This window comes from Pseudomonas sp. G(2018), from assembly GCF_005502415.1.
Classification (GTDB): domain Bacteria; phylum Pseudomonadota; class Gammaproteobacteria; order Pseudomonadales; family Pseudomonadaceae; genus Aquipseudomonas.
The window spans coordinates 19021-37185 of sequence record NZ_SCOO01000026.1; the positions used below are offsets into that span (position 1 = coordinate 19021).

The window sequence follows — 18165 nt, forward strand, 5'->3', positions numbered from 1 at the left end:
GCAGTTTCAGTTTAGTCCCCAGGAGACTCAGATGAGTAAAATTCTTGCTATTCATGCCAGTCCACGTGGTGAGCGCTCGCACTCCCGGCGTTTGGCCGAAGTGTTTTTGTCAGCCTGGCAGGCGCGTAATCCCCACGCACAGCTGACCCGCCGCGAGGTTGGCCGCGCGTTGATTCCGCCGGTCAATGAAGCGTTCGTTGCGGCAGCGTTTTACCCCGAGCCCGAGGCTCGACCGCTGTCGATGCAGGCCGACCTGGCGTTCAGCGATGAACTGGTCGGCGAGTTGCTGGACCATGACTTACTGGTGATTTCCACGCCGATGCACAACTTCAGCGTGCCCAGCGGCTTGAAGGCCTGGATCGATCAGATCGTGCGGCTTGGGTTGACCTTCAATCACACGCTCGACAACGGCATCGCCCAATACGAACCGCTGGTGCAGGGCAAAAAAGCACTGATCATCACCAGCCGCGGTGGGTTCGGTTTTGGTCCGGGTGGCGAACTGGAAGCCATGAATCACGCCGATCCCTTGCTGCGAACGGCACTGGGTTTTATCGGCATCACCGATGTCACGGTGGTCGCCGCCGAGGGCGAAGAGTCCGAGGCGCGCACCTTCGAGGTTTCCGCCGCCGAGGCCGAACAGCGACTGCTGGCGCTGGCCAGGGAGTTCTAGATGGCCTGGCTGTACTTGCTGATCGCCGCCGGGTTCGAGGTCACCTTCGCCATGGGCATGAAGTACGCCGAGGGCTTCACCCGACTGTGGCCATCATTGATCACCGTGGTGGCCGCAGTGGGCGGGGTGTACTTCCTGACGCTGGCCATGCGCGAGTTGCCGGTGAGCATCGCTTACCCGATCTGGACTGCCATCGGTTCGTTGGGCACGGTATTTCTCGGGTTTGCGTTGCTGGGCGAAAGCCTGACCGTGGTCAAGTTGCTCTCGGTCGGGCTGATCGTGGCGGGGGTAGTGGGGTTGAAGTAGGGTGGATGTCTTAAACTGGTCGTCGAGTTGTCATGTTCGCTGGCTTAGCTTGGCGGATGTCTTGCATCCCGCCTTGCTTCAACGCTCACTCACAAGCCTCGACCACAAGGATGTCTGCCCATGTCGCAAGGTTTCGCCCCGCGCTATCCGTTGGTGCTGGTTCCGGGAATGCTCGGGTTTGTGCGGTTGCTGCTGTATCCGTACTGGTACGGGATCATTTCCGCGCTGCGCCAGGGCGGTGCAGTGGTGTTTGCGGTGCAGGTCTCGCCGCTCAACTCCAACGAAGTGCGCGGTGAGCAGTTGCTGGCGCGGATAGAAGAGATTTTGCGTGAAACCGGGGCCGAGAAGGTCAATTTGATAGGCCATAGCCAGGGGGCGCTGACGGCCCGGTACGCTGCCGCCAAGCGGCCGGACAGGGTGGCGTCGGTGACGTCGGTTGCGGGGCCGAACCATGGTTCTGAACTCGCCGATTACCTGCATAAACATTATCCTCATGACAGTGCCCGTGGCCGGTTGCTGAGTTTTTTGCTGCGTCTGATCGGCGCGTTGATGAGCCTGCTGGAAACCGGGTATCGCGGACCGAAACTGCCTGTGGATATCCACGCGTCCCACCACTCACTCACCACCGAAGGCGTGGCGCTGTTCAATCAGCGTTATCCACAGGGGCTGCCCGAGACCTGGGGCGGACAGGGGCCGGAAGAGGTCAACGGCGTACGTTATTACTCCTGGTCCGGCACCTTGCAGCCGGGCAAGACCAATCGCGGGCTCAACCTGCTTGATGGCACCAATCGCAGTTGCCGGTTGTTTGCCAGAACCTTCGTGCGCGAGGCCGGGTATTGCGACGGGATGGTCGGACGCTACAGCTCGCATCTGGGAACGGTGATTGGCGATGAGTACCCGCTGGACCACTTCGACATCGTCAATCAGTCGTTGGGCTTGGTGGGGAAGGGGGCCGAGCCGGTGAGGTTGTTTGTCGAACATGCGGCGAGACTTGAAGCAGCAGGGCTTTAGACCGAGTTATCGTTCTTCGCGAGCAGGCTCACTCCTACATTTGAAATACATTCCCTTGTGGGAGTGAGCCTGCTCGCGAAGAGGCCAGGTCAGACGACGCTGACTTTGCGCCCTAATACCGTGGTCCAGCGCTCGGAAAGAATCACCCCACCCAAGGTCAACATCCCGCCCACCAGGTGATACATCGCCAATTGCTCGCGCAGCACCACCGCCGCAATCAAGGCAGTCATCACCGGCAGCAAATTGAAAAACAGCGTGGTCCGGCTCGGCCCCAGACGCACCACGGCCTGCATCCACGCCAGCGGCGCCAGCATCGAAGCCAGCAAGCAGGCGTACAGCACCAGTGGAGTGTTCTGCAGGGTCAGGCCGGTTTTCGGTGAGACCAGGAACAATGGAAACAGCACCACCACCGCCACCAGCACCTGCAAATACAGCAACACCAGCGGCGGCAACTTCAGCTGCCATTTCTTCAGCAGCGTGCTGTACACCGCATAGGCCAGCGTGGCGACCAGCATCATCGCGTCACCCAGGTTTACTCCGTGCTCCAACAGCACGTCGAGGCTGCCGGAGGAGACCACCACCAAGACCCCGGCGAACGACAGCACTGCACCCGCCAGTGCGCCTGCGGTCAGGCGCTGGCCGAGGCTGATGATCGCCATGGCCAGCGACATCAACGGCATCAGGGACAGGATGATGCCCATGTTGGTGGCCGTGGTCAGGGCCGCGGCGAAGTACGCCAGGCTCTGATAGACCGCCATGCCAAGCACGCCGAGAATGAAAATCTTGCCCAGGTGTGGGCGGATGACCGGCCAGTGGGCGATCACCGGTTTGAGCATGAAGGGTGTGAACAGCAGTCCGGCGAGCAGCCAGCGGTAAAAACCGATCTCCGCGGGGAAGATCGCCCCGGCAGACATTTTCGTGATCACGGTGTTGCCGGCCCAGATAAAAATGGCCAGCAGGGGATAAGCGTATTGCATCGGGAAAAACCAGAACGTTAATGAGTGGCAATTATCCTCTGTCCGGATACAAGCCTATACTTCGATCCAGACAACCCACCCCTGATTCCGGACAGCATGACCAGTCAACACATCGACCTGCTGGATTTCAGCGAACTGCCTGCCCCGGTGTACTTCCGCTACGCCGATTTCGATGCGCACCGCTTCGCTTTAGCGCACCGGCATCCGTGGGGCACGCTGGAGTATTCAGCCCATGGTGTGCTGCACATGGAAATTGGCGGTAGCCGTTTCATGTCACCGCCGCAATACGCCGTGTGGGTGCCACCCGAAACCGAGCACAGCTTCTACAGCAACCAGCCGATCAATTACCGTGCAGTTTGCCTGGCGCCGACCCTATGCCGCGACTTGCCGCCGCAAGCCTGCACCCTGGCCATCAGCGACATCCTCAAGGCCATCCTCAAGGATTTCGCCGCCCGGGATGTGAAGATTCCCGAGCGGGACGCGGATCAGCGCCTGGCCCAGGTGTTGGTGGATCAACTGCAACAGGCGCCGGTGCATGAGTGCTATTTGCCTTATGCCAGCAGCGTCGGGCTGCTTGGCATTCTCGAAGCCTTGCAGAAAGAGCCTGGCGATAACCGGCCACTGGCGGATTGGGCCGCGCACATTCATGTGAGCGAGCGCACCCTGGCGCGGCAGTTTGTCCGCGAGTTGGGCATGAGCTTCGGCGAGTGGCGCCAGCGTCTGCGGTTTCTCACCGCCATCGAGGCGCTGGACAGTCATCGCAGCATTCAGGAGGTCGCCTTCGACATGGGCTACAGCACCGGTTCGGCGTTCATTGCGATGTTCCAGCGCCATGCCGGATGCACGCCGGAGCAGTATCGACGCAGCTATTTGGAGAGCAGGAAGGTGTAACAGCTGTTGTCTACACTGCACTGCGAGGCCGTTCCCCCCGGTGCGGCAACAAGGAGAAAACTCCATGAAGATGTTGCGTGCCCCTTTGTTGATGATCGGTTTGCTACTCTGCTCCCAGGGCTTCGCCGCCACTGAACAACAGAACAAGATGACCACCTGCAACGCCGACGCTACCGCAAAAAGCCTCAAGGGCGAGGAGCGCAAGGCCTTCATGAGCAATTGCCTCAAGGCGGCACCGGCAGCCAACGACGCCGGTAAAGCCCTGACTCCGCAGCAAGAGAAAATGAAAACCTGCAATGCCGACGCGGCGACCAAGGCCCTCAAGGGCGATGCGCGCAAGGCGTTCATGAGTGAGTGCCTGAAGAAAAAATAAACATTGGAAACTTGTAGTGAGCGCGACGGCCTCATCGCGGGCAAGCCCGCTCCCACAAGTATTCGGTTGTTCATGGATTACGGGATTGGCAGAGACCCTGTGGGAGCGGGCTTGCCCGCGATGAGGCCAGAAGGTGCGCTGAGATTCCGACCAAGGTCGCTGCACACAATCCCTAGTGCTGACACCGGATCGCTGGCAGACTGCCAATCCTTTTACGCCGTTCGTTTTGAGGCTGTATGCCAACGTTTTCTCAGCGTCAAGTGTTGCTGGTCATCAGCTGGGTCATCATTTTCGGCGGGTTGCTGCTGGTGATTCCATTGCGGTTGTTGCCCAGTCTGTTGGCCGGGTTGCTGGTGTTCGAGCTGGTCAACATGCTCACTCCGCAGTTGCAACGGCTGATCGAAGGTCGGCGTGCGCGCTGGCTCGCGGTGGCATTGTTAGGGACTTTGATTGTCAGTGTCCTGGCGCTGATCTTTGCCGGCGCCTTCAGCTTTCTGCTGCACGAGGCGGAAAACCCCGGCGCTTCTCTCGACAAGTTCATGGGCGTGGTCGACCGCGCTCGCGGGCAACTGCCACCCTTCATCGATGCCTACCTCCCGGCCAGTGCCGCCGAGTTTCGTGTGGCGATTGGCGAGTGGATCAGTAAACACCTCAGTGACTTGCAGCTGGTAGGCAAGGACGCAGCGCACATGTTCGTGACGCTGCTGATCGGCATGGTACTCGGCGCGATCATCGCCTTGCAGCGCGTGCCGGACCTGACCAAGCGCAAGCCTTTGGCCGCCGCGTTGTTCGATCGTCTGCACCTGCTGGTCCAGGCCTTTCGCAACATCGTGTTCGCGCAGATCAAGATTTCCCTGCTCAACACCTTCTTCACCGGGATCTTCCTCGCCGTCGTGCTGCCGATGCTCGGCATCAAGCTGCCGCTGACCAAGACCCTGATCGTTCTGACCTTCCTGCTCGGCCTGTTGCCGGTAATCGGCAACTTGATGTCGAACACCCTGATCACCATCGTTGGCCTGTCACTGTCGATCTGGGTGGCCGTGGCGGCGCTGGGTTACCTGATCGTGATCCACAAGCTGGAATACTTTCTCAACGCGCGTATCGTCGGCGGGCAGATCAGTGCCAAGTCGTGGGAGTTGCTGTTGGCGATGCTGGTGTTCGAAGCCGCGTTCGGCCTGCCGGGGGTGGTGGCGGGGCCGATTTATTACGCGTACCTGAAGAGCGAGTTGAAACAGGTGGGGATGGTCTAGAAGCAGCAGCAAGCTACAAGCTTCAAGCCGCAAGTAAAAACAAGAGCGAGCCTGGTCTGCTCTTTGTTCTTACTTGAAACTTGCAGCTTGCAGCTGCTTCTCAGCCATAGCGCTTGGCGGCTTCAATCGCCAAACCACTACCGATGCTGCCAAAGATGTTCCCTTCCACATGCCGCGCATTCGGCAGCATGGCCGAGATGCTGTTGCGCAACGCTGGAATCCCGCTCGAACCACCCGTGAAGAACACCGTGTCCACCTGACCGACCTGCACGTTGGCATCGGCCAGCAACTGGCTCACGCTGTTGCGCACGCGCTCCAGCAGATTGTCGATGGCCGATTCGAACAGCGCACGGGTCAGCTCCACGCTCAAACCGGCTTCGATGCGATCCAGGGGGACGAGGCGGCTGTCGGAGTACGTTAATTCGATCTTGGTTTCTTCCGTCAGCATGGCCAGCCAGTGCCCGGCGCGCTGTTCGATCAGCTTGAACAGGCGATCGATGCCTCCGGTGTCTTCGATGTCGTAGCGCATGCTGCCCAACGCCAGTTGCGACTTCTGCGAATACACCGAGTTGATGGTGTGCCAGGTCGCCAGGTTCATGTGGTGGCTGGTGGGCATGTAGGCACCGCTCTTCATCCGGCTGCCATAGCCGAACAGCGGCATCAGGCCTTGCAGGCTCAGTTGCTTGTCGAAATCGGTCCCGCCGATATGCACGCCGCCGGTGGCCAGAATGTCTTCGTGACGGTTATCCACACCCCGACGCTCGGGCGACAGGCGCACCAGCGAAAAGTCGGACGTACCGCCGCCGATGTCGACGATCAGCACCAGCTCTTCTTTCTCGATGGTCGACTCGTAGTCGAAAGCAGCCGCAATCGGTTCGAACTGGAACGAGACTTCCTTGAATCCGATCTTGCGCGCCACATCCACCAGGGTGTCTTCGGCTTCCTTGTCGGCCATCGGATCATCGTCGACAAAGAACACCGGACGGCCCAGCACCACTTCTTCGAATTCCCGACCGGCGGCGGCTTCGGCGCGGCTCTTGAGTTGACCGATAAACAGTCCGAGCAGGTCCTTGAACGGCATCGCCGTGCCCAGGACGCTGGTGTCATGCTTGATCAGCTTGGAACCCAGCAAGCTCTTGAGCGAGCGCATCAGGCGGCCTTCGTAGCCTTCCAGGTACTCGTGCAGCGCCAGCCGGCCGTATACCGGGCGGCGTTCTTCCAGGTTGAAGAAGACCACCGAGGGCAGGGTGATCTTGTCGTCCTCCAGCGCGATCAGCGTATCCATGCCGGGGCGCAGCCAGCCGACGGTGGAGTTGGACGTGCCAAAGTCGATGCCCACGGCACGGGCTGGAGATGCGTTTTTCATGTCTTTCGAGTTCCGGTTAAAAAACGGCCGCGCAGTGTATGCCAGTGCGGCACAGAATCGAAGGCCCGTTATCCGCTAAATCTTGCCGTTCACCGCTTGAAAGACGCGCCATCACCCCCAAACTACCCTGCATCAACCGGACAGCCCTGGGCGAGCGCAAGTCGCCCCGTATGCTGCCGATAAACTTCTGATGCGCTGCCCGGTCACAACCTTGAGATTGGTCAACCCCTGCGCTGCAATCAAGCGCATGCTGTGGCAGGTGGCGCGACTTCGATAACGGATGGTGATTCCCGCGATGGACTTCAAAGACTATTACAAGATTCTAGGTGTGGAGCCGACGGCGGACGACAAGGCGATCAAGGCCGCCTATCGCAAGCTGGCGCGCAAATACCACCCCGACGTCAGCAAGGAAAAGGACGCCGAATCCAGGTTCAAGGACGCGTCTGAAGCCTATGAAGCGTTGAAAAGCGCCGACAAGCGCGCCGAATACGACGACCTGCGCCGCTATGGCCAGCACGGTCAGCCATTCCAGGGGCCACCGGGCTGGCAGAGCCGTGGCGGTTTCGGTGGAGGCCAGGACTCTGGCGATTTCTCCGACTTCTTCAGTTCGATCTTCGGCAACCGTGGCCCCGGCTTTGGTGGCGGTGGCCAGTCGCGTCGCAGCACCGGGCGTCGAGGGCAGGACGTGGAAATGGAACTTGGGGTTTTCCTCGAAGAAACCCTGTCGAATGAATCGAAGAAGGTCACTTTCCAGGTGCCGCAGTACAACGCGGCCGGCCAGCACGTCAGCAACACCCCTAAAAGTCTGAACGTGAAAATCCCCGCCGGCGTGACCGACGGCGAGCGCATCCGCCTCAAGGGCCAGGGCGCACCGGGCGTCGGCGGTGGCGCCAACGGCGATTTGTACCTGACGATTCGTTTTGCGCCGCACCCGAAATTCGACGTCGAAGGCGAAAACCTGATCATCACGCTGCCGCTGGCACCGTGGGAGCTGGCGTTGGGCATTGAAGTCGCGGTGCCGACCCTGACCGGCAAGATCAACCTCAAGGTCCCGGCCGGCAGCCAGAACGGCCAGCGCATGCGCGCCAAGGGCCACGGCTTGCTGAACAAGTCGGGCGAGCGGGGCTACCTGTTCGTGCAACTGAAGGCTGTCATGCCGAAAAAGTCCGACGATGACATCAAGGCCTTGTGGCAGGAACTGGCGAAGAAAGCCGCGTTCGACCCCAGAGAACATTTCTGATCCCAGACATGGAGTAGCCCGTCATGAGCAACCCCCTGATCGTTCAATTGGACCTGGCGGAATTCTGTGAGGCGACCAACCTGTCGGACGTCTACGTGATCGAAATCGTCGAACACGGCATCCTCGAACCTCAGGGCGCCGCACCCAAGGACTGGCGCTTCACCGATTACGAGCTGACCCTGGCCAAACGCGCCGCCAAGCTGCGCCATGATCTGGAACTGGACTGGGAAGGCGTCGCACTGGCGCTGGACCTGCTTGAAGAGGTCCGGCAGTTGCGGGCGGAGAACCGGATGCTCAAGCAACGGTTGGGGCGGCTGGTGGTGGAGTGACCGGTCTGATGCTTTCAGGCCGCCTGACAGGCCTCTTCGCGAGCAGGGATTTTGTGAACGACACCAATCAAATATGGGGGCGAGCCTGCTCGCCAAGCGTCATACCTTTCTCGGCAGCACCACGGTAAACAGCGTTCCATCTGTTTCGTTCGAACTGACCCCGACCGTCCCACCGTGCGCATCCACCACTTCCTTGACGATGAATAAACCCAGACCGAGGCTGGTGGACGGGTGGCCCAGTTCTTCGTCAACGCTACGCACCAGTGGATCGAAGATCGTACCGATGTCCTTCTCGGCAATCGGTGCGCCGTAGTTGTGCACCGCGAGGTGAACGGTGTCGGGTTCGCCGGTGAGCGTCACTGTTACATCACCTTTGGTCGAACCATGCTGCAAGGCGTTGCCGATAAGATTTTGCAGTAACTGACTCAGCCGCGTGGCATCCCAGACGCCTTGCATATTCCCCGCTACTTTCAACGTTGGATCGCACTCCGGGTTTCCCGCGCAGGCTTGAGCTATTGCCTCCTGCGTCACGGCAGCCAGGTCCGTGGGCGCCGGGTCTATCGGCAGGCTTTTTCCCAGGCGGCTGCGCACCAGTTCCAGCAAATCATTGACCATCGTCGCCATGTGCCGCGTGCCGCGCTTGATGTTGTTGGCGCAGGCCAGTGCATCGCCTTCCAGCCGTGTTTTGCGCATCAGCAATTCGGTGGACATGCTCACCGCTTGCAAGGGCGCGCGCAGGTCATGGCCCAGAATCGCCAGGAAGATATCCCGCGAACGATTGACCTGTTCGGCATAGGCGGCGGTGGATTCGGCGAGGGCTTCGTCGATGGCTTCGTTGAAACGGATCATGTCCTGGAAGTACGCCATATCCGGTGATTCCAGGCTGTCGACCCACAGGCGGATCACACAGGCACGCAGGTGTCGGAATTCGCTGCTCATCTGGACCAGGTCGAACCCCACGGTATGCCGCAGCTCGCCATGGCTGGCGCCGGCTTCATCCAGGCTCGGGGTTTTCTCCGGGCCTTCACCCTTGGCTTTGGCCATCTGCTCGCTGGCACTTTGGGGCTTGATCATGTCCCGTGCGGCCGCCAGTAAAATGGCCTTGGCGTGGTCGCGCAGGGCCACCCGATCCAAATGTTCGGCCGCGGGAGTGATGGTTTTGGCGAACTGTTCCCATTCATCGACGATGCGGTCCGCCTCTTGCTTGATGAAATCGGATAATCGCATGGCCGCAGTCCTGAGCATGTGGAGGCGAGGTGTGTCGAAATAGTAGCCCCTTTGGGCCCGCTGTAAACCCGCCGCAGGGCGGATGCACAAACAGCCGCTTCAGGGGTGGTACAGATGTATACCCATTCCTTGCCGGGGCATGAATAGTCTATTGGCTTCACTATTCATTCGAAGGTTTGAACCATGTCTGATTCGCAAGGAAGCAATCCGGCGACCATCCCCTCTCCGGTCAGAGTTAACCAGGGTACTTATGAGCAACGAGTGACTGAAGTCATTCCCGCGGCGATAAAAAATGCTTCGCCCGTCATGCTGGAATCGATGTTGTCGCTCAAGGCAACGATGCCGGACTGGTACATCCCATTACCGGCGAACCATCGACAGCGATTGAAAGCGCTGATTGACGAGCGCTGGCGCTTGCAGGGCGAACTCGATGAACTGCTGGTAGACCTGCAAAGCGATATCAACGCCTTTGCCAAGCCGTTGCTGCAGACATCCTTGCAGGCGAACTTCAACAGTTTTGAAGATCCCGAAACACTGTCACTGCACCTGTATATTCCGGACAACCTCATCTTTGGCATTGATACCGGTGTCAGTCGCATACATCGAAGTTCATTGCTCGCCGCGGCGTTGCATAATTTTGAAGAGGCGGAAACCCGACCCGGTGCGTTCCGAAGCGGGTCGGGCGTCTTTCGCGACGGCGTGCAGGGAAATCCACAACCGATCAGAGCCATGACACCGGAAGGTTTCGCCAGCCTGTGTCGCAGGCTGGACATCGGTGGGCAGTATCAAACCCATATCAAAGCGAAGCTGGCACCCGCCGACCCCACCGCACAGCGATTGTTGCAGGAGCGCTCGATTGCCAGCGAAAAAGCTGCCTTCAAATCATCGGCCTTTATGGCTCGTCTGAAAGGCGATATCAGCGTTGAGGCCTTGAACTGTCTTAACGCAGTCGCTGATGAGCAAGCAGGAGTCAGGTTCAATGGCTTGCCCCTGGGCAGCCATCGTTTGTCACTGATGGGCTTTCGCCTGGCGTCCGTCGTGCTGTTCAGTGCCGTAAGCGAAGCTTCTGAAGTGAAAAAGGCAGTGGACGCCTTGACGCCTGAAAGCCTGAGATTCTGGGCAGACTGGTCTCGGCGTATTCCGTTTTTAACCGGCAACGCCTATGAGAACTTCAAGCTGATCCAGGCCTTCTTCGCCAATGGCCCCACGGGTATCAAGGATGAAATGTTGCGCAATGATGACCTCTATAAACAGAGTCGCCTTACTGGTCGATTGATCGCCTATGTCCCGGATGACCCCGACCATCCGCTGAAAGAATATGACTCCCTGACCGAGTTCATGAAGACTTTGATCGGCCAGCTGCGCGAGCCGGATTACCAGGCCTTTTTCAGCCGGTTCGTGGCACAGAAAGACAAAGGCCATTTTTTCGCCAGGCTCAACGAACGCATCAAGACCATCACGTGGCAGCAACGACAACCGCTCGACATGGGGCCGTGGTGGCGCGAGACCGCCATCGAGAACCCCAACGCGGAACCCATTACCAATCTGATCCTCGGAGACGTGTGGGGGACCCTGTTCCAACAGAGGCGGGACAAGGTCATTGCCGATGCGCGCTGCATTGCCGTGCCGACCGGTGATGAAGATGCAACCAGTCGCTGGAAGCGATTGACCAGCTACCTGGACATCGGCTGGAACCTGTTCACCTTCGCGGCGATGCTGGTGCCCGGATTGAATGAGGCGGTGCTAGGCATCATGGTTGCGCAGATGTTGGCGGAGCTGGCCGAAGGTCTTGAGGACTGGAGCAAGGGCGATAAAGAAGAGGCATCGGCCTACATCAACGGTTTCCTGATCAACACTGCGCAGTTTGCGTTGATGGGCGCGGGGCATGTCCTGCCGAGGGCGCCTGTCGCACTTTCGCCCTTCGTCGAAAATCTCAAACCCATCGAGATCAATGGCAAGGTACTTCTGTGGAACCCGGACCTGACGCCCTACGAGCATCCGGTGATCTTGCCGCAAGCCTCGCAGCCCAACGCGCTGGGCCTTTACCCGCATGGGGGCGAGGATGTGCTGCGACTCGGGGACAAGCATTACGTGGTGGCACAGGATCCCGAAACCGGGCTGCACACCCTCAAGCATCCTCGGCGGTCAGGCGCGTATCAACCCCTGGTAAGGCATAACGATGCCGGCAGCTGGAAGATTGAAATCGAGCGCCCCCTGGCGTGGGACAAAACCCGATTGCTCAGGCGGTTGATCGCCAGATCAAACTGTCCCGCTTCGAGTTACGGGCAGGCCGTTTGCCGATTCGGGTGATCGAGAACTTCAGCGAAAAGGAAATCCATGAATTGCTCGGCCAGGGCATTTCCAGCGACAAACAAGTACGCATCAACGAGTTGCAAAAACGTCTGGCCGAGCAGGCGGGCAAACAACGTAAACGTATCTTCGACGTCCTCTACAAACAAAGGAAGATCCCTGACAGTGCCGATGTGCGGTTGCTGCGGGACAACCACCCGACGTTACCCGCGACTATCGCTGAAGCGTTACTGCGCGATGCAACCCCGGAGGAACGGCTGCACCTGGCACAAAAACACAAAATCCCCCTGGGCCTTCGCGAAAAGGCGCGAGCCGCAGAGAGCCAGGTACGCTTGAGCCGCGCCTACGAGGGCCTGTATCTGGAAGCACTGGAAGACACGGACAGGCCTGTTCGAACAGCCGCGCGTCCGCACTTTCATGCTGGATATGCGGGCCAATACGCTTGAAATCATTCCGCAAGTGGAGCCAGGTTCGGCGCAGGTGGAGATCGTGGCGCGCACACTCATCAGCCACGAACCTGCTTCCATTTCCACCGAGAATTTGCAAAGGGTCAGGGACTATCGCCAATCAGTCGGTTTTGAGCCGGATCGACAGTATCCGCCCTTGGGCATTCTCGACAGCCAACTTTGGAAAGAGGGGCTGACCGAACAGCAATGGCAGGCCAAACAGGATCAATGGGCTGACCTGGAGAAGGAGCCCGGCTCGGAGCCTTTCTTCAACGAATTGAGGAAACTGGCGCAGTCGGCGGATGCGCTGACCACAGACGACGCGGCGAAGGCAGAGCTGTGTGGCAAGGTCTGGTCAATGGTTGAAACAACCGCCGCGTATACGGCATTGCGCGAGAAGCTGTTTCGCATGGCCGCCGCCCCTACGACCTGTGTGGATGCCGGCGCGCAGTTATTCAACGCCATGGGCGTTGAGGTGCTGATTGCTCAGGCATATGAGCTGGGGGCGCACGATCTGATTGAAACCGAGTTGGCGGAATTGGCAAGGGGCAGGTGGCGTCTGGACGAGTTGGGCAGGATCGCTCGAGAGCGGATCAGTGAGTTGGTCGCCGAGGGGCGCCGGTTTCCTGAATTCGATGACGCCGGGGATCTGGTTCCTCACTTCGATGCGCAGGGGCAACCGCTGCTGGATATCGATGAAGTCGAGATCCATATGATCTATCCCACAATGTTGGCCGAGCGCCTGGATTTGCCTTGGCAATCCCGGGAGATGATGTTCCGGGCGCCCGATGTGTCGAGTGAGATGATTGGCAAAGCCTACGATCGGGTGATCGAGAAAGAACAGGGGGCGCAGCTGCAGGAGCGGCTGCTTGAGCAGCCATTCTGGGTCAACTATCTCGAGCGAAGCCATTCGCAGCAGATCCGGGCCTTGCATGTCAGGGGTGAGCCTTTGCTGGATCTGCAAGCCGCGCAACAAGCCTGGGTCGACAGTACATCCGCCGTGCATAAAGCGCATTGGCGTTCGGAGGTTCTGCGGTTGGCCGGACTGCTGGGCAAACCGGACAGTGAAGTCCCGCCAAGCACGGTCTTGAGCAATGACGAGTATTACGCGGAAATGGGCGTTATCGCAGAGCAGGAAAAAGCATTGCTCATCAAGTTGACTGGCGAAGCCATCCGGCGCGCCAAATTGCAACGCGGATAATTGCAGGAGCGAGCTCTGCTCGCTCCTGCAAAGGGGGCGATCGGTCAGAACAGGAAGTACCGTTGCGCCATCGGCAAGGTATCTGCCGGTTCGCACCACAGCAAAACACCGTCGGCCTTGACCTGATAGGTCTGCGGGTCGACGTCGATGTTCGGCAAATAATCGTTGTGGATCAGATCGGTTTTCTGCACATCGCGACAGCCTTTGACCACAGCGATCTTTTTCTTCAAACCCAACACCTCAGGCAGGCCTGCTTCCTGCGCCGCCTGACTGATAAAGGTCAGGCTGGTGGCATGCAGCGAGCCACCATAACTGGCGAACATCGGACGGTAGTGCACCGGTTGCGGCGTAGGAATCGAGGCGTTGGCATCGCCCATCAGGCTGGCCGCAATGGCGCCGCCCTTGAGAATCAGCGTCGGCTTGACCCCAAAAAACGCGGGACGCCACAGCACCAGATCCGCCCATTTACCCACTTCGATCGAACCCACTTCATGACTGATACCGTGGGTAATCGCCGGGTTAATGGTGTATTTGGCGATGTAGCGCTTGGCGCGGAAGTTGTCGTTGCCCGCGCCGTCGCCGGGCAGTGGGCCGCGCTGCTTTTTCATCTTGTCGGCGGTCTGCCAGGTGCGGGTGATGACTTCGCCGACCCGCCCCATGGCCTGGCTGTCGGAGCTGATCATCGAAAACGCACCGAGGTCGTGAAGGATGTCTTCGGCGGCAATTGTCTCGCGGCGAATGCGGCTTTCGGCGAAGGCCACATCCTCGGCAATGCTCGGGTCCAGGTGGTGACAGACCATCAGCATGTCGAGGTGTTCGTCGATGGTGTTGCGGGTGAACGGCCGGGTCGGGTTGGTCGAGCTCGGCAGCACGTTGGCGAAGCCGCAAGCCTTGATGATGTCCGGCGCGTGACCGCCGCCCGCACCTTCGGTGTGGTAGGTGTGGATGGTGCGGCCCTTGAAGGCGGCGAGGGTGGTTTCGACGAAGCCGGACTCGTTGAGGGTGTCGGTGTGGATCGCTACCTGTACGTCGTACTCATCGGCCACGCTCAGGCAGTTGTCGATGCTCGCCGGGGTGGTGCCCCAATCTTCGTGCAGTTTCAAGCCGATGGCGCCGGCCTTGACCTGCTCGATCAATGGCTCCGGCAGACTGGCGTTGCCCTTGCCGGTCAGGCCGATGTTCATCGGAAAGGCATCCGCCGCCTGGAGCATCCGCGCCAGGTGCCACGGACCGGAAGTGCAGGTGGTGGCGTTGGTGCCGGTGGCGGGTCCGGTGCCGCCGCCGATCATGGTGGTTACGCCGCTCATTAGCGCTTCTTCGATCTGCTGCGGGCAGATGAAGTGAATGTGGGTGTCGATGCCGCCGGCAGTGAGGATCATGCCTTCACCGGCGATGACTTCGGTGCTGGCGCCGATGGCGATGTTGACGCTGGGCTGGATGTCCGGGTTGCCGGCCTTGCCGATCGCAGCAATGCGCCCGTCCTTGAGGCCAACGTCGGCCTTGACGATGCCCCAGTGGTCGATGATCAGCGCGTTGGTGATCAGGGTGTCGACGACTTCGGCGGCGAGCAGTTGACTCTGGCCCTGGCCGTCGCGGATGACTTTGCCGCCGCCGAACTTCACTTCTTCGCCGTAGGTGGTGAAGTCCTTCTCGACTTCGATCCACAGCTCGGTGTCGGCCAGGCGGACCTTGTCACCGACGGTGGGGCCATACATGTCGGCGTAGGCCTGACGGGAAATCTTCAATGACTCGTTCCTCGCAATTGAGCTGCAAGCTTCAAGCTGCAAGCCTCAAGTAAAAGCAAATAGGGGGTGCCGCAGACTGCTCTTTCATGCAGCTTGAGGCTTGGAGCTTGTAGCTGAAGTCGATCTATAAATCGCCCATGACTCTTCCCGCAAACCCAAAAACCCGGCGCAACCCGGCTAGCTCGACAAGCTCGACTTCCCGACTCTGCCCCGGCTCGAAGCGCACGGCGGTGCCGGCGGGGATGTTCAGGCGCATGCCGCGGCTGACAGCGCGGTCGAAGGTCAGCGCGTCGTTGGCTTCGAAGAAGTGGTAGTGCGAACCGACCTGGATTGGTCGGTCGCCACTGTTGGCCACGTTCAAGCTGAGGGTGCGTCGGCCAACGTTGAGTTCGATGTCGCCGGACTGGATCTGGTATTCACCGGGAATCATCAATGGGCTCCTTGGAGAATCTTGTAGTAGAGGGCGGTCGGCTTGTAGCGTCCGCTCGGGTCGCAGGCGTAATCGGGGATTTCGCCGGCGCGGGTGTAGCCCAGTGCCTTGTAGAAGTCTTCGGCGGGGGAGCCGGCTTCGGTATCTAGGTAGAGCATGCCGCGCTTGTGTTGCAGGGCGGCCTGCTCCAGAGCCGTCATCAACTGCTGGCCCAGACCTCGTCGCCGCGCGTGCTCGCGCACCAGCAATTTCTGCACCTCGGCGCGGTTCAGGCCATTGGCTTTCTGGCACAGGGTCAGTTGTACGCTGGCCTGAACTTGTTCGTCCTTGACCACCACCCACAACAACACATGGCCCTTGTTCAGGTTCTCCTGAACTTCATCGAAATACGCGCGGGCCTGGGTTGCATCAAGGTTGGCCATGAAGCCGACGCTGGCGCCATAACCCACTGCATCGAGCAACAGATCAATCAATCCCTGACGGTAGTGCGCAAAGCTTTCAACATTGACGCGTCGCAGTTGGGCGGGGTTCATCGGGCATCACTCCTTGCTGGCACTCGGTGGTTGCGCGCCAGGATTAAGGGTCAGTTGCATAAAGGTCAGATCCAGCCAGCGCCCGAACTTGGTGCCCACCTGAGGCATCTGCCCGGTGATCACGAAGCCGATGCGCTCATGCAGGCGAATCGAGGCGGCGTTGCCACTTTCGATGGCGGCGACCATCACGTGCTTGCCACAGTCCCTGGCGCGTTCAATCAGGGCGTCCATCAGTTTCGGGCCCAGGCCATTGCCGCGCTGATCGCTGCGCACGTAGACCGAGTGCTCGACGGTGTGGCGGAAACCGTCGAACGGGCGCCAGTCGCCGAATGAAGCGTAGCCCAGCACGTTGTTGTCGGCGTTGACGATGACCAGGATCGGATAGCTTTGCGCCTGCCGGGCGCTGAACCAGGCTTGGCGGTTTCCGAGGTCGACGGCCTGTTCATTCCAGATCGCCGTGGTGTTGAGTACGGCATCGTTATAGATGTCACGGATTGCCGGCAGGTCGGCATGCACGGCATCGCGAATGGTGTAAGTCATGGTTCGGCCTCAGGCGATGGGTTGGTGGACGGTGACCAGTTTGGTGCCGTCGGGGAACGTCGCTTCGACCTGGATCTCCGGGATCATTTCGGGGATGCCTTCCATCACTTGTTCGCGGCTCAGCAGCGTGGTGCCGTAGTGCATCAGTTGCGCGACGGTCTGGCCATCGCGGGCGCCTTCAAGCAGCGCCGCGGAGATGTAGGCCATGGCCTCGGGGTAATTGAGTTTCACACCGCGGGCCAACCGCCGCTCGGCCACGAGGCCTGCGGTGAAGATCAGCAGCTTGTCTTTTTCGCGTGGGGTCAGGTCCATCGTTGGAATCCATCAGGGCAGATTGAAAAAGTTTTCGGACCTGTAAATACAAATCCCTGTGGGAGCGGGCTTGCCCGCGAAGACGTCAGCACATTCAGAACATATGGCGCCTGATACACCGCTATCGCGGGCAAGCCCGCTCCCACAAAAAAGCATTATTCAGGTGTTCCATATTCTGGGGGGGACTGCTTCTCGGCCAAGCAACACAGGCCTGAGCAATCGCCATAATTCAATCAACCAGCCCCGCGCCAACAGCGCTTCGCTGGCCATGCACCGGGCCACAATCAGCCCAGGCAACTGAGTCAAATCCCCGCGCACTTCATTGGGCAGCGAACGGCATTTCTCCAGCAGTTCGCTATCAATCTCGCCAGTCACCAATAGCGTGGCAAACACCGGTTGCCCGTCCAGCCCAATCGGTGAGTCGAGCAAGCCGTCATCCCCGACAATGCGCTGGCGCTCATGCCAGAGCAACTGACCATCACGGCGGATATCCAGATGCGTCTGAAAATGCCCGAGGTCAAAGCGCTCGCCGCTGGCCGGCCGACCCAGGGCCACCACGTCCCAGTAGAACAATCGGGCATCAGCCTCAAGGTCGATCGATGTACTGAGCTCAGCCTGCGCTGCACTGAAAATGATCGTCTCCTGGGGCAGCCATTCCAGTGTCGCACCGGCCGCCACCTTCAAGTCCAACTGCTGATAGGCGGGGCCGGCGGCGCGATACCACTTGGCTGCACCCGGGCTGGTGATCTGCGCCCAGGCATCGCGGCCGACGCTGGCCGAAATGTCCAGGCGATCACCCCCGGCGATCCCGCCGGGGGGGTGGACGATGATGTGTTGGCAGACCTCCGGACCTTCGGCGTACAAATGCTTCTGCACGCGCAACGGGCCGAGATGACGGCGCTGTACCGGGCGTGTGCTGTCGCCGAAGCGGGCATAGCCCAGCTCCAGCTCGGCGTGCCAGCTTGGGGTAAACAGGGAAGTGGCGGCAGGTAAATTCATGATGTCCAA

The 18165-nt window shown here is 59.8% G+C and carries 20 protein-coding genes; 11 read left to right on the forward strand and 9 right to left on the reverse strand.

Features of this window, described 5'->3' with window-relative positions; all coding sequences use genetic code 11:
• Positions 1 to 31: 31 nt before the first annotated feature.
• From FFS64_RS21745 to FFS64_RS21755, 3 genes are all read left to right on the forward strand, one after another.
• Positions 32 to 670 carry an FMN-dependent NADH-azoreductase gene (locus FFS64_RS21745; protein WP_137807112.1) on the forward strand — a complete coding sequence of 213 codons (639 nt, stop codon included), beginning with the start codon at positions 32 to 34 and terminating at the stop codon, positions 668 to 670.
• Positions 671 to 976 (forward strand): multidrug efflux SMR transporter, encoded by a 306-nt coding sequence (locus FFS64_RS21750; RefSeq protein ID WP_137807113.1) that lies wholly within the window; start codon positions 671 to 673, stop codon positions 974 to 976. It begins immediately after the preceding gene.
• Positions 977 to 1096: 120 nt separating this feature from the next.
• Entirely contained in the window at positions 1097 to 1987 is an 891-nt protein-coding gene (locus FFS64_RS21755; protein ID WP_137807114.1) for a triacylglycerol lipase, read from the forward strand.
• A gap of 89 nt (positions 1988 to 2076) precedes the next feature.
• Here the strand turns inward: FFS64_RS21755 and FFS64_RS21760 are convergent, their stop codons facing one another.
• Positions 2077 to 2964 carry a DMT family transporter gene (locus tag FFS64_RS21760; RefSeq protein ID WP_137807115.1) on the reverse strand — a complete coding sequence of 296 codons (888 nt, stop codon included), beginning with the start codon at positions 2962 to 2964 and terminating at the stop codon, positions 2077 to 2079.
• 96 nt (positions 2965 to 3060) lie between these two features.
• On the opposite strand from FFS64_RS21760, the gene FFS64_RS21765 reads away from it, so the two are divergent.
• The 3 genes from FFS64_RS21765 to FFS64_RS21780 all read left to right on the forward strand — a co-directional run bounded on the left by FFS64_RS21765 (position 3061) and on the right by FFS64_RS21780 (position 5478).
• Positions 3061 to 3855, forward strand: coding sequence for a helix-turn-helix transcriptional regulator (locus FFS64_RS21765; RefSeq protein WP_137807116.1), 795 nt, complete (start codon positions 3061 to 3063; stop codon positions 3853 to 3855).
• A 64-nt stretch (positions 3856 to 3919) separates the two neighbouring features.
• Positions 3920 to 4228, forward strand: a complete 309-nt coding sequence (locus tag FFS64_RS21770; RefSeq protein ID WP_137807117.1) for a PsiF family protein — start codon at positions 3920 to 3922, stop codon at positions 4226 to 4228.
• A gap of 236 nt (positions 4229 to 4464) precedes the next feature.
• Complete coding sequence (locus FFS64_RS21780; protein ID WP_137807119.1) at positions 4465 to 5478, forward strand: AI-2E family transporter; 1014 nt, start codon at positions 4465 to 4467, stop codon at positions 5476 to 5478.
• A gap of 100 nt (positions 5479 to 5578) precedes the next feature.
• Here the strand turns inward: FFS64_RS21780 and FFS64_RS21785 are convergent, their stop codons facing one another.
• On the reverse strand, positions 5579 to 6844 hold the full coding sequence (locus tag FFS64_RS21785; protein ID WP_137807120.1) for an Hsp70 family protein: 1266 nt from the start codon (positions 6842 to 6844) through the stop codon (positions 5579 to 5581).
• Positions 6845 to 7139: 295 nt separating this feature from the next.
• Between FFS64_RS21785 and FFS64_RS21790 the strand changes: the two genes are divergently transcribed.
• Positions 7140 to 8084, forward strand: a complete 945-nt coding sequence (locus FFS64_RS21790; protein ID WP_137807121.1) for a DnaJ C-terminal domain-containing protein — start codon at positions 7140 to 7142, stop codon at positions 8082 to 8084.
• A gap of 23 nt (positions 8085 to 8107) precedes the next feature.
• Complete coding sequence (locus FFS64_RS21795; RefSeq protein WP_137807122.1) at positions 8108 to 8413, forward strand: chaperone modulator CbpM; 306 nt, start codon at positions 8108 to 8110, stop codon at positions 8411 to 8413.
• Positions 8414 to 8512: 99 nt separating this feature from the next.
• On the opposite strand, the gene FFS64_RS21800 is transcribed toward FFS64_RS21795, so the two are convergent.
• Entirely contained in the window at positions 8513 to 9640 is a 1128-nt protein-coding gene (locus FFS64_RS21800; protein WP_137807123.1) for a sensor histidine kinase KdpD, read from the reverse strand.
• 183 nt (positions 9641 to 9823) lie between these two features.
• Here FFS64_RS21800 and FFS64_RS31785 point away from each other — a divergent pair, with 183 nt between their 5' ends.
• From FFS64_RS31785 to FFS64_RS31795, 3 genes are read left to right on the forward strand one after another with little or no spacing between them, the layout of a single operon-like run.
• The gene (locus FFS64_RS31785; protein WP_256660509.1) at positions 9824 to 11950 is read left to right on the forward strand and encodes a dermonecrotic toxin domain-containing protein; all 2127 of its coding nucleotides are present in this window, start codon (positions 9824 to 9826) and stop codon (positions 11948 to 11950) included.
• Entirely contained in the window at positions 11935 to 12396 is a 462-nt protein-coding gene (locus tag FFS64_RS31790) for a hypothetical protein (RefSeq protein ID WP_256660510.1), read from the forward strand. Before FFS64_RS31785 ends, FFS64_RS31790 begins: the two co-directional genes overlap by 16 nt.
• Positions 12397 to 12430: 34 nt before the next feature.
• Positions 12431 to 13597 (forward strand): NEL domain-containing protein, encoded by a 1167-nt coding sequence (locus FFS64_RS31795; RefSeq protein ID WP_256660511.1) that lies wholly within the window; start codon positions 12431 to 12433, stop codon positions 13595 to 13597.
• Between the two features lie 44 nt (positions 13598 to 13641).
• On the opposite strand, the gene ureC is transcribed toward FFS64_RS31795, so the two are convergent.
• The 6 genes from ureC to FFS64_RS21835 all read right to left on the reverse strand — a co-directional run bounded on the left by ureC (position 13642) and on the right by FFS64_RS21835 (position 18156).
• Complete coding sequence (ureC, locus tag FFS64_RS21810; protein WP_137807124.1) at positions 13642 to 15342, reverse strand: urease subunit alpha; 1701 nt, start codon at positions 15340 to 15342, stop codon at positions 13642 to 13644.
• A gap of 124 nt (positions 15343 to 15466) precedes the next feature.
• Positions 15467 to 15772 (reverse strand): urease subunit beta, encoded by a 306-nt coding sequence (locus tag FFS64_RS21815; protein ID WP_137807125.1) that lies wholly within the window; start codon positions 15770 to 15772, stop codon positions 15467 to 15469.
• Complete coding sequence (locus FFS64_RS21820; RefSeq protein WP_095192078.1) at positions 15772 to 16305, reverse strand: GNAT family N-acetyltransferase; 534 nt, start codon at positions 16303 to 16305, stop codon at positions 15772 to 15774. The genes FFS64_RS21815 and FFS64_RS21820 overlap by 1 nt, the downstream gene beginning before the upstream one ends.
• Before the next feature lie 6 nt (positions 16306 to 16311).
• Complete coding sequence (locus FFS64_RS21825; RefSeq protein WP_137807126.1) at positions 16312 to 16845, reverse strand: GNAT family N-acetyltransferase; 534 nt, start codon at positions 16843 to 16845, stop codon at positions 16312 to 16314.
• A 9-nt stretch (positions 16846 to 16854) separates the two neighbouring features.
• Positions 16855 to 17157 (reverse strand): urease subunit gamma, encoded by a 303-nt coding sequence (gene ureA, locus FFS64_RS21830; RefSeq protein WP_096513642.1) that lies wholly within the window; start codon positions 17155 to 17157, stop codon positions 16855 to 16857.
• A gap of 159 nt (positions 17158 to 17316) precedes the next feature.
• On the reverse strand, positions 17317 to 18156 hold the full coding sequence (locus tag FFS64_RS21835; protein WP_137807127.1) for an urease accessory protein UreD: 840 nt from the start codon (positions 18154 to 18156) through the stop codon (positions 17317 to 17319).
• Positions 18157 to 18165 lie beyond the last annotated feature (9 nt).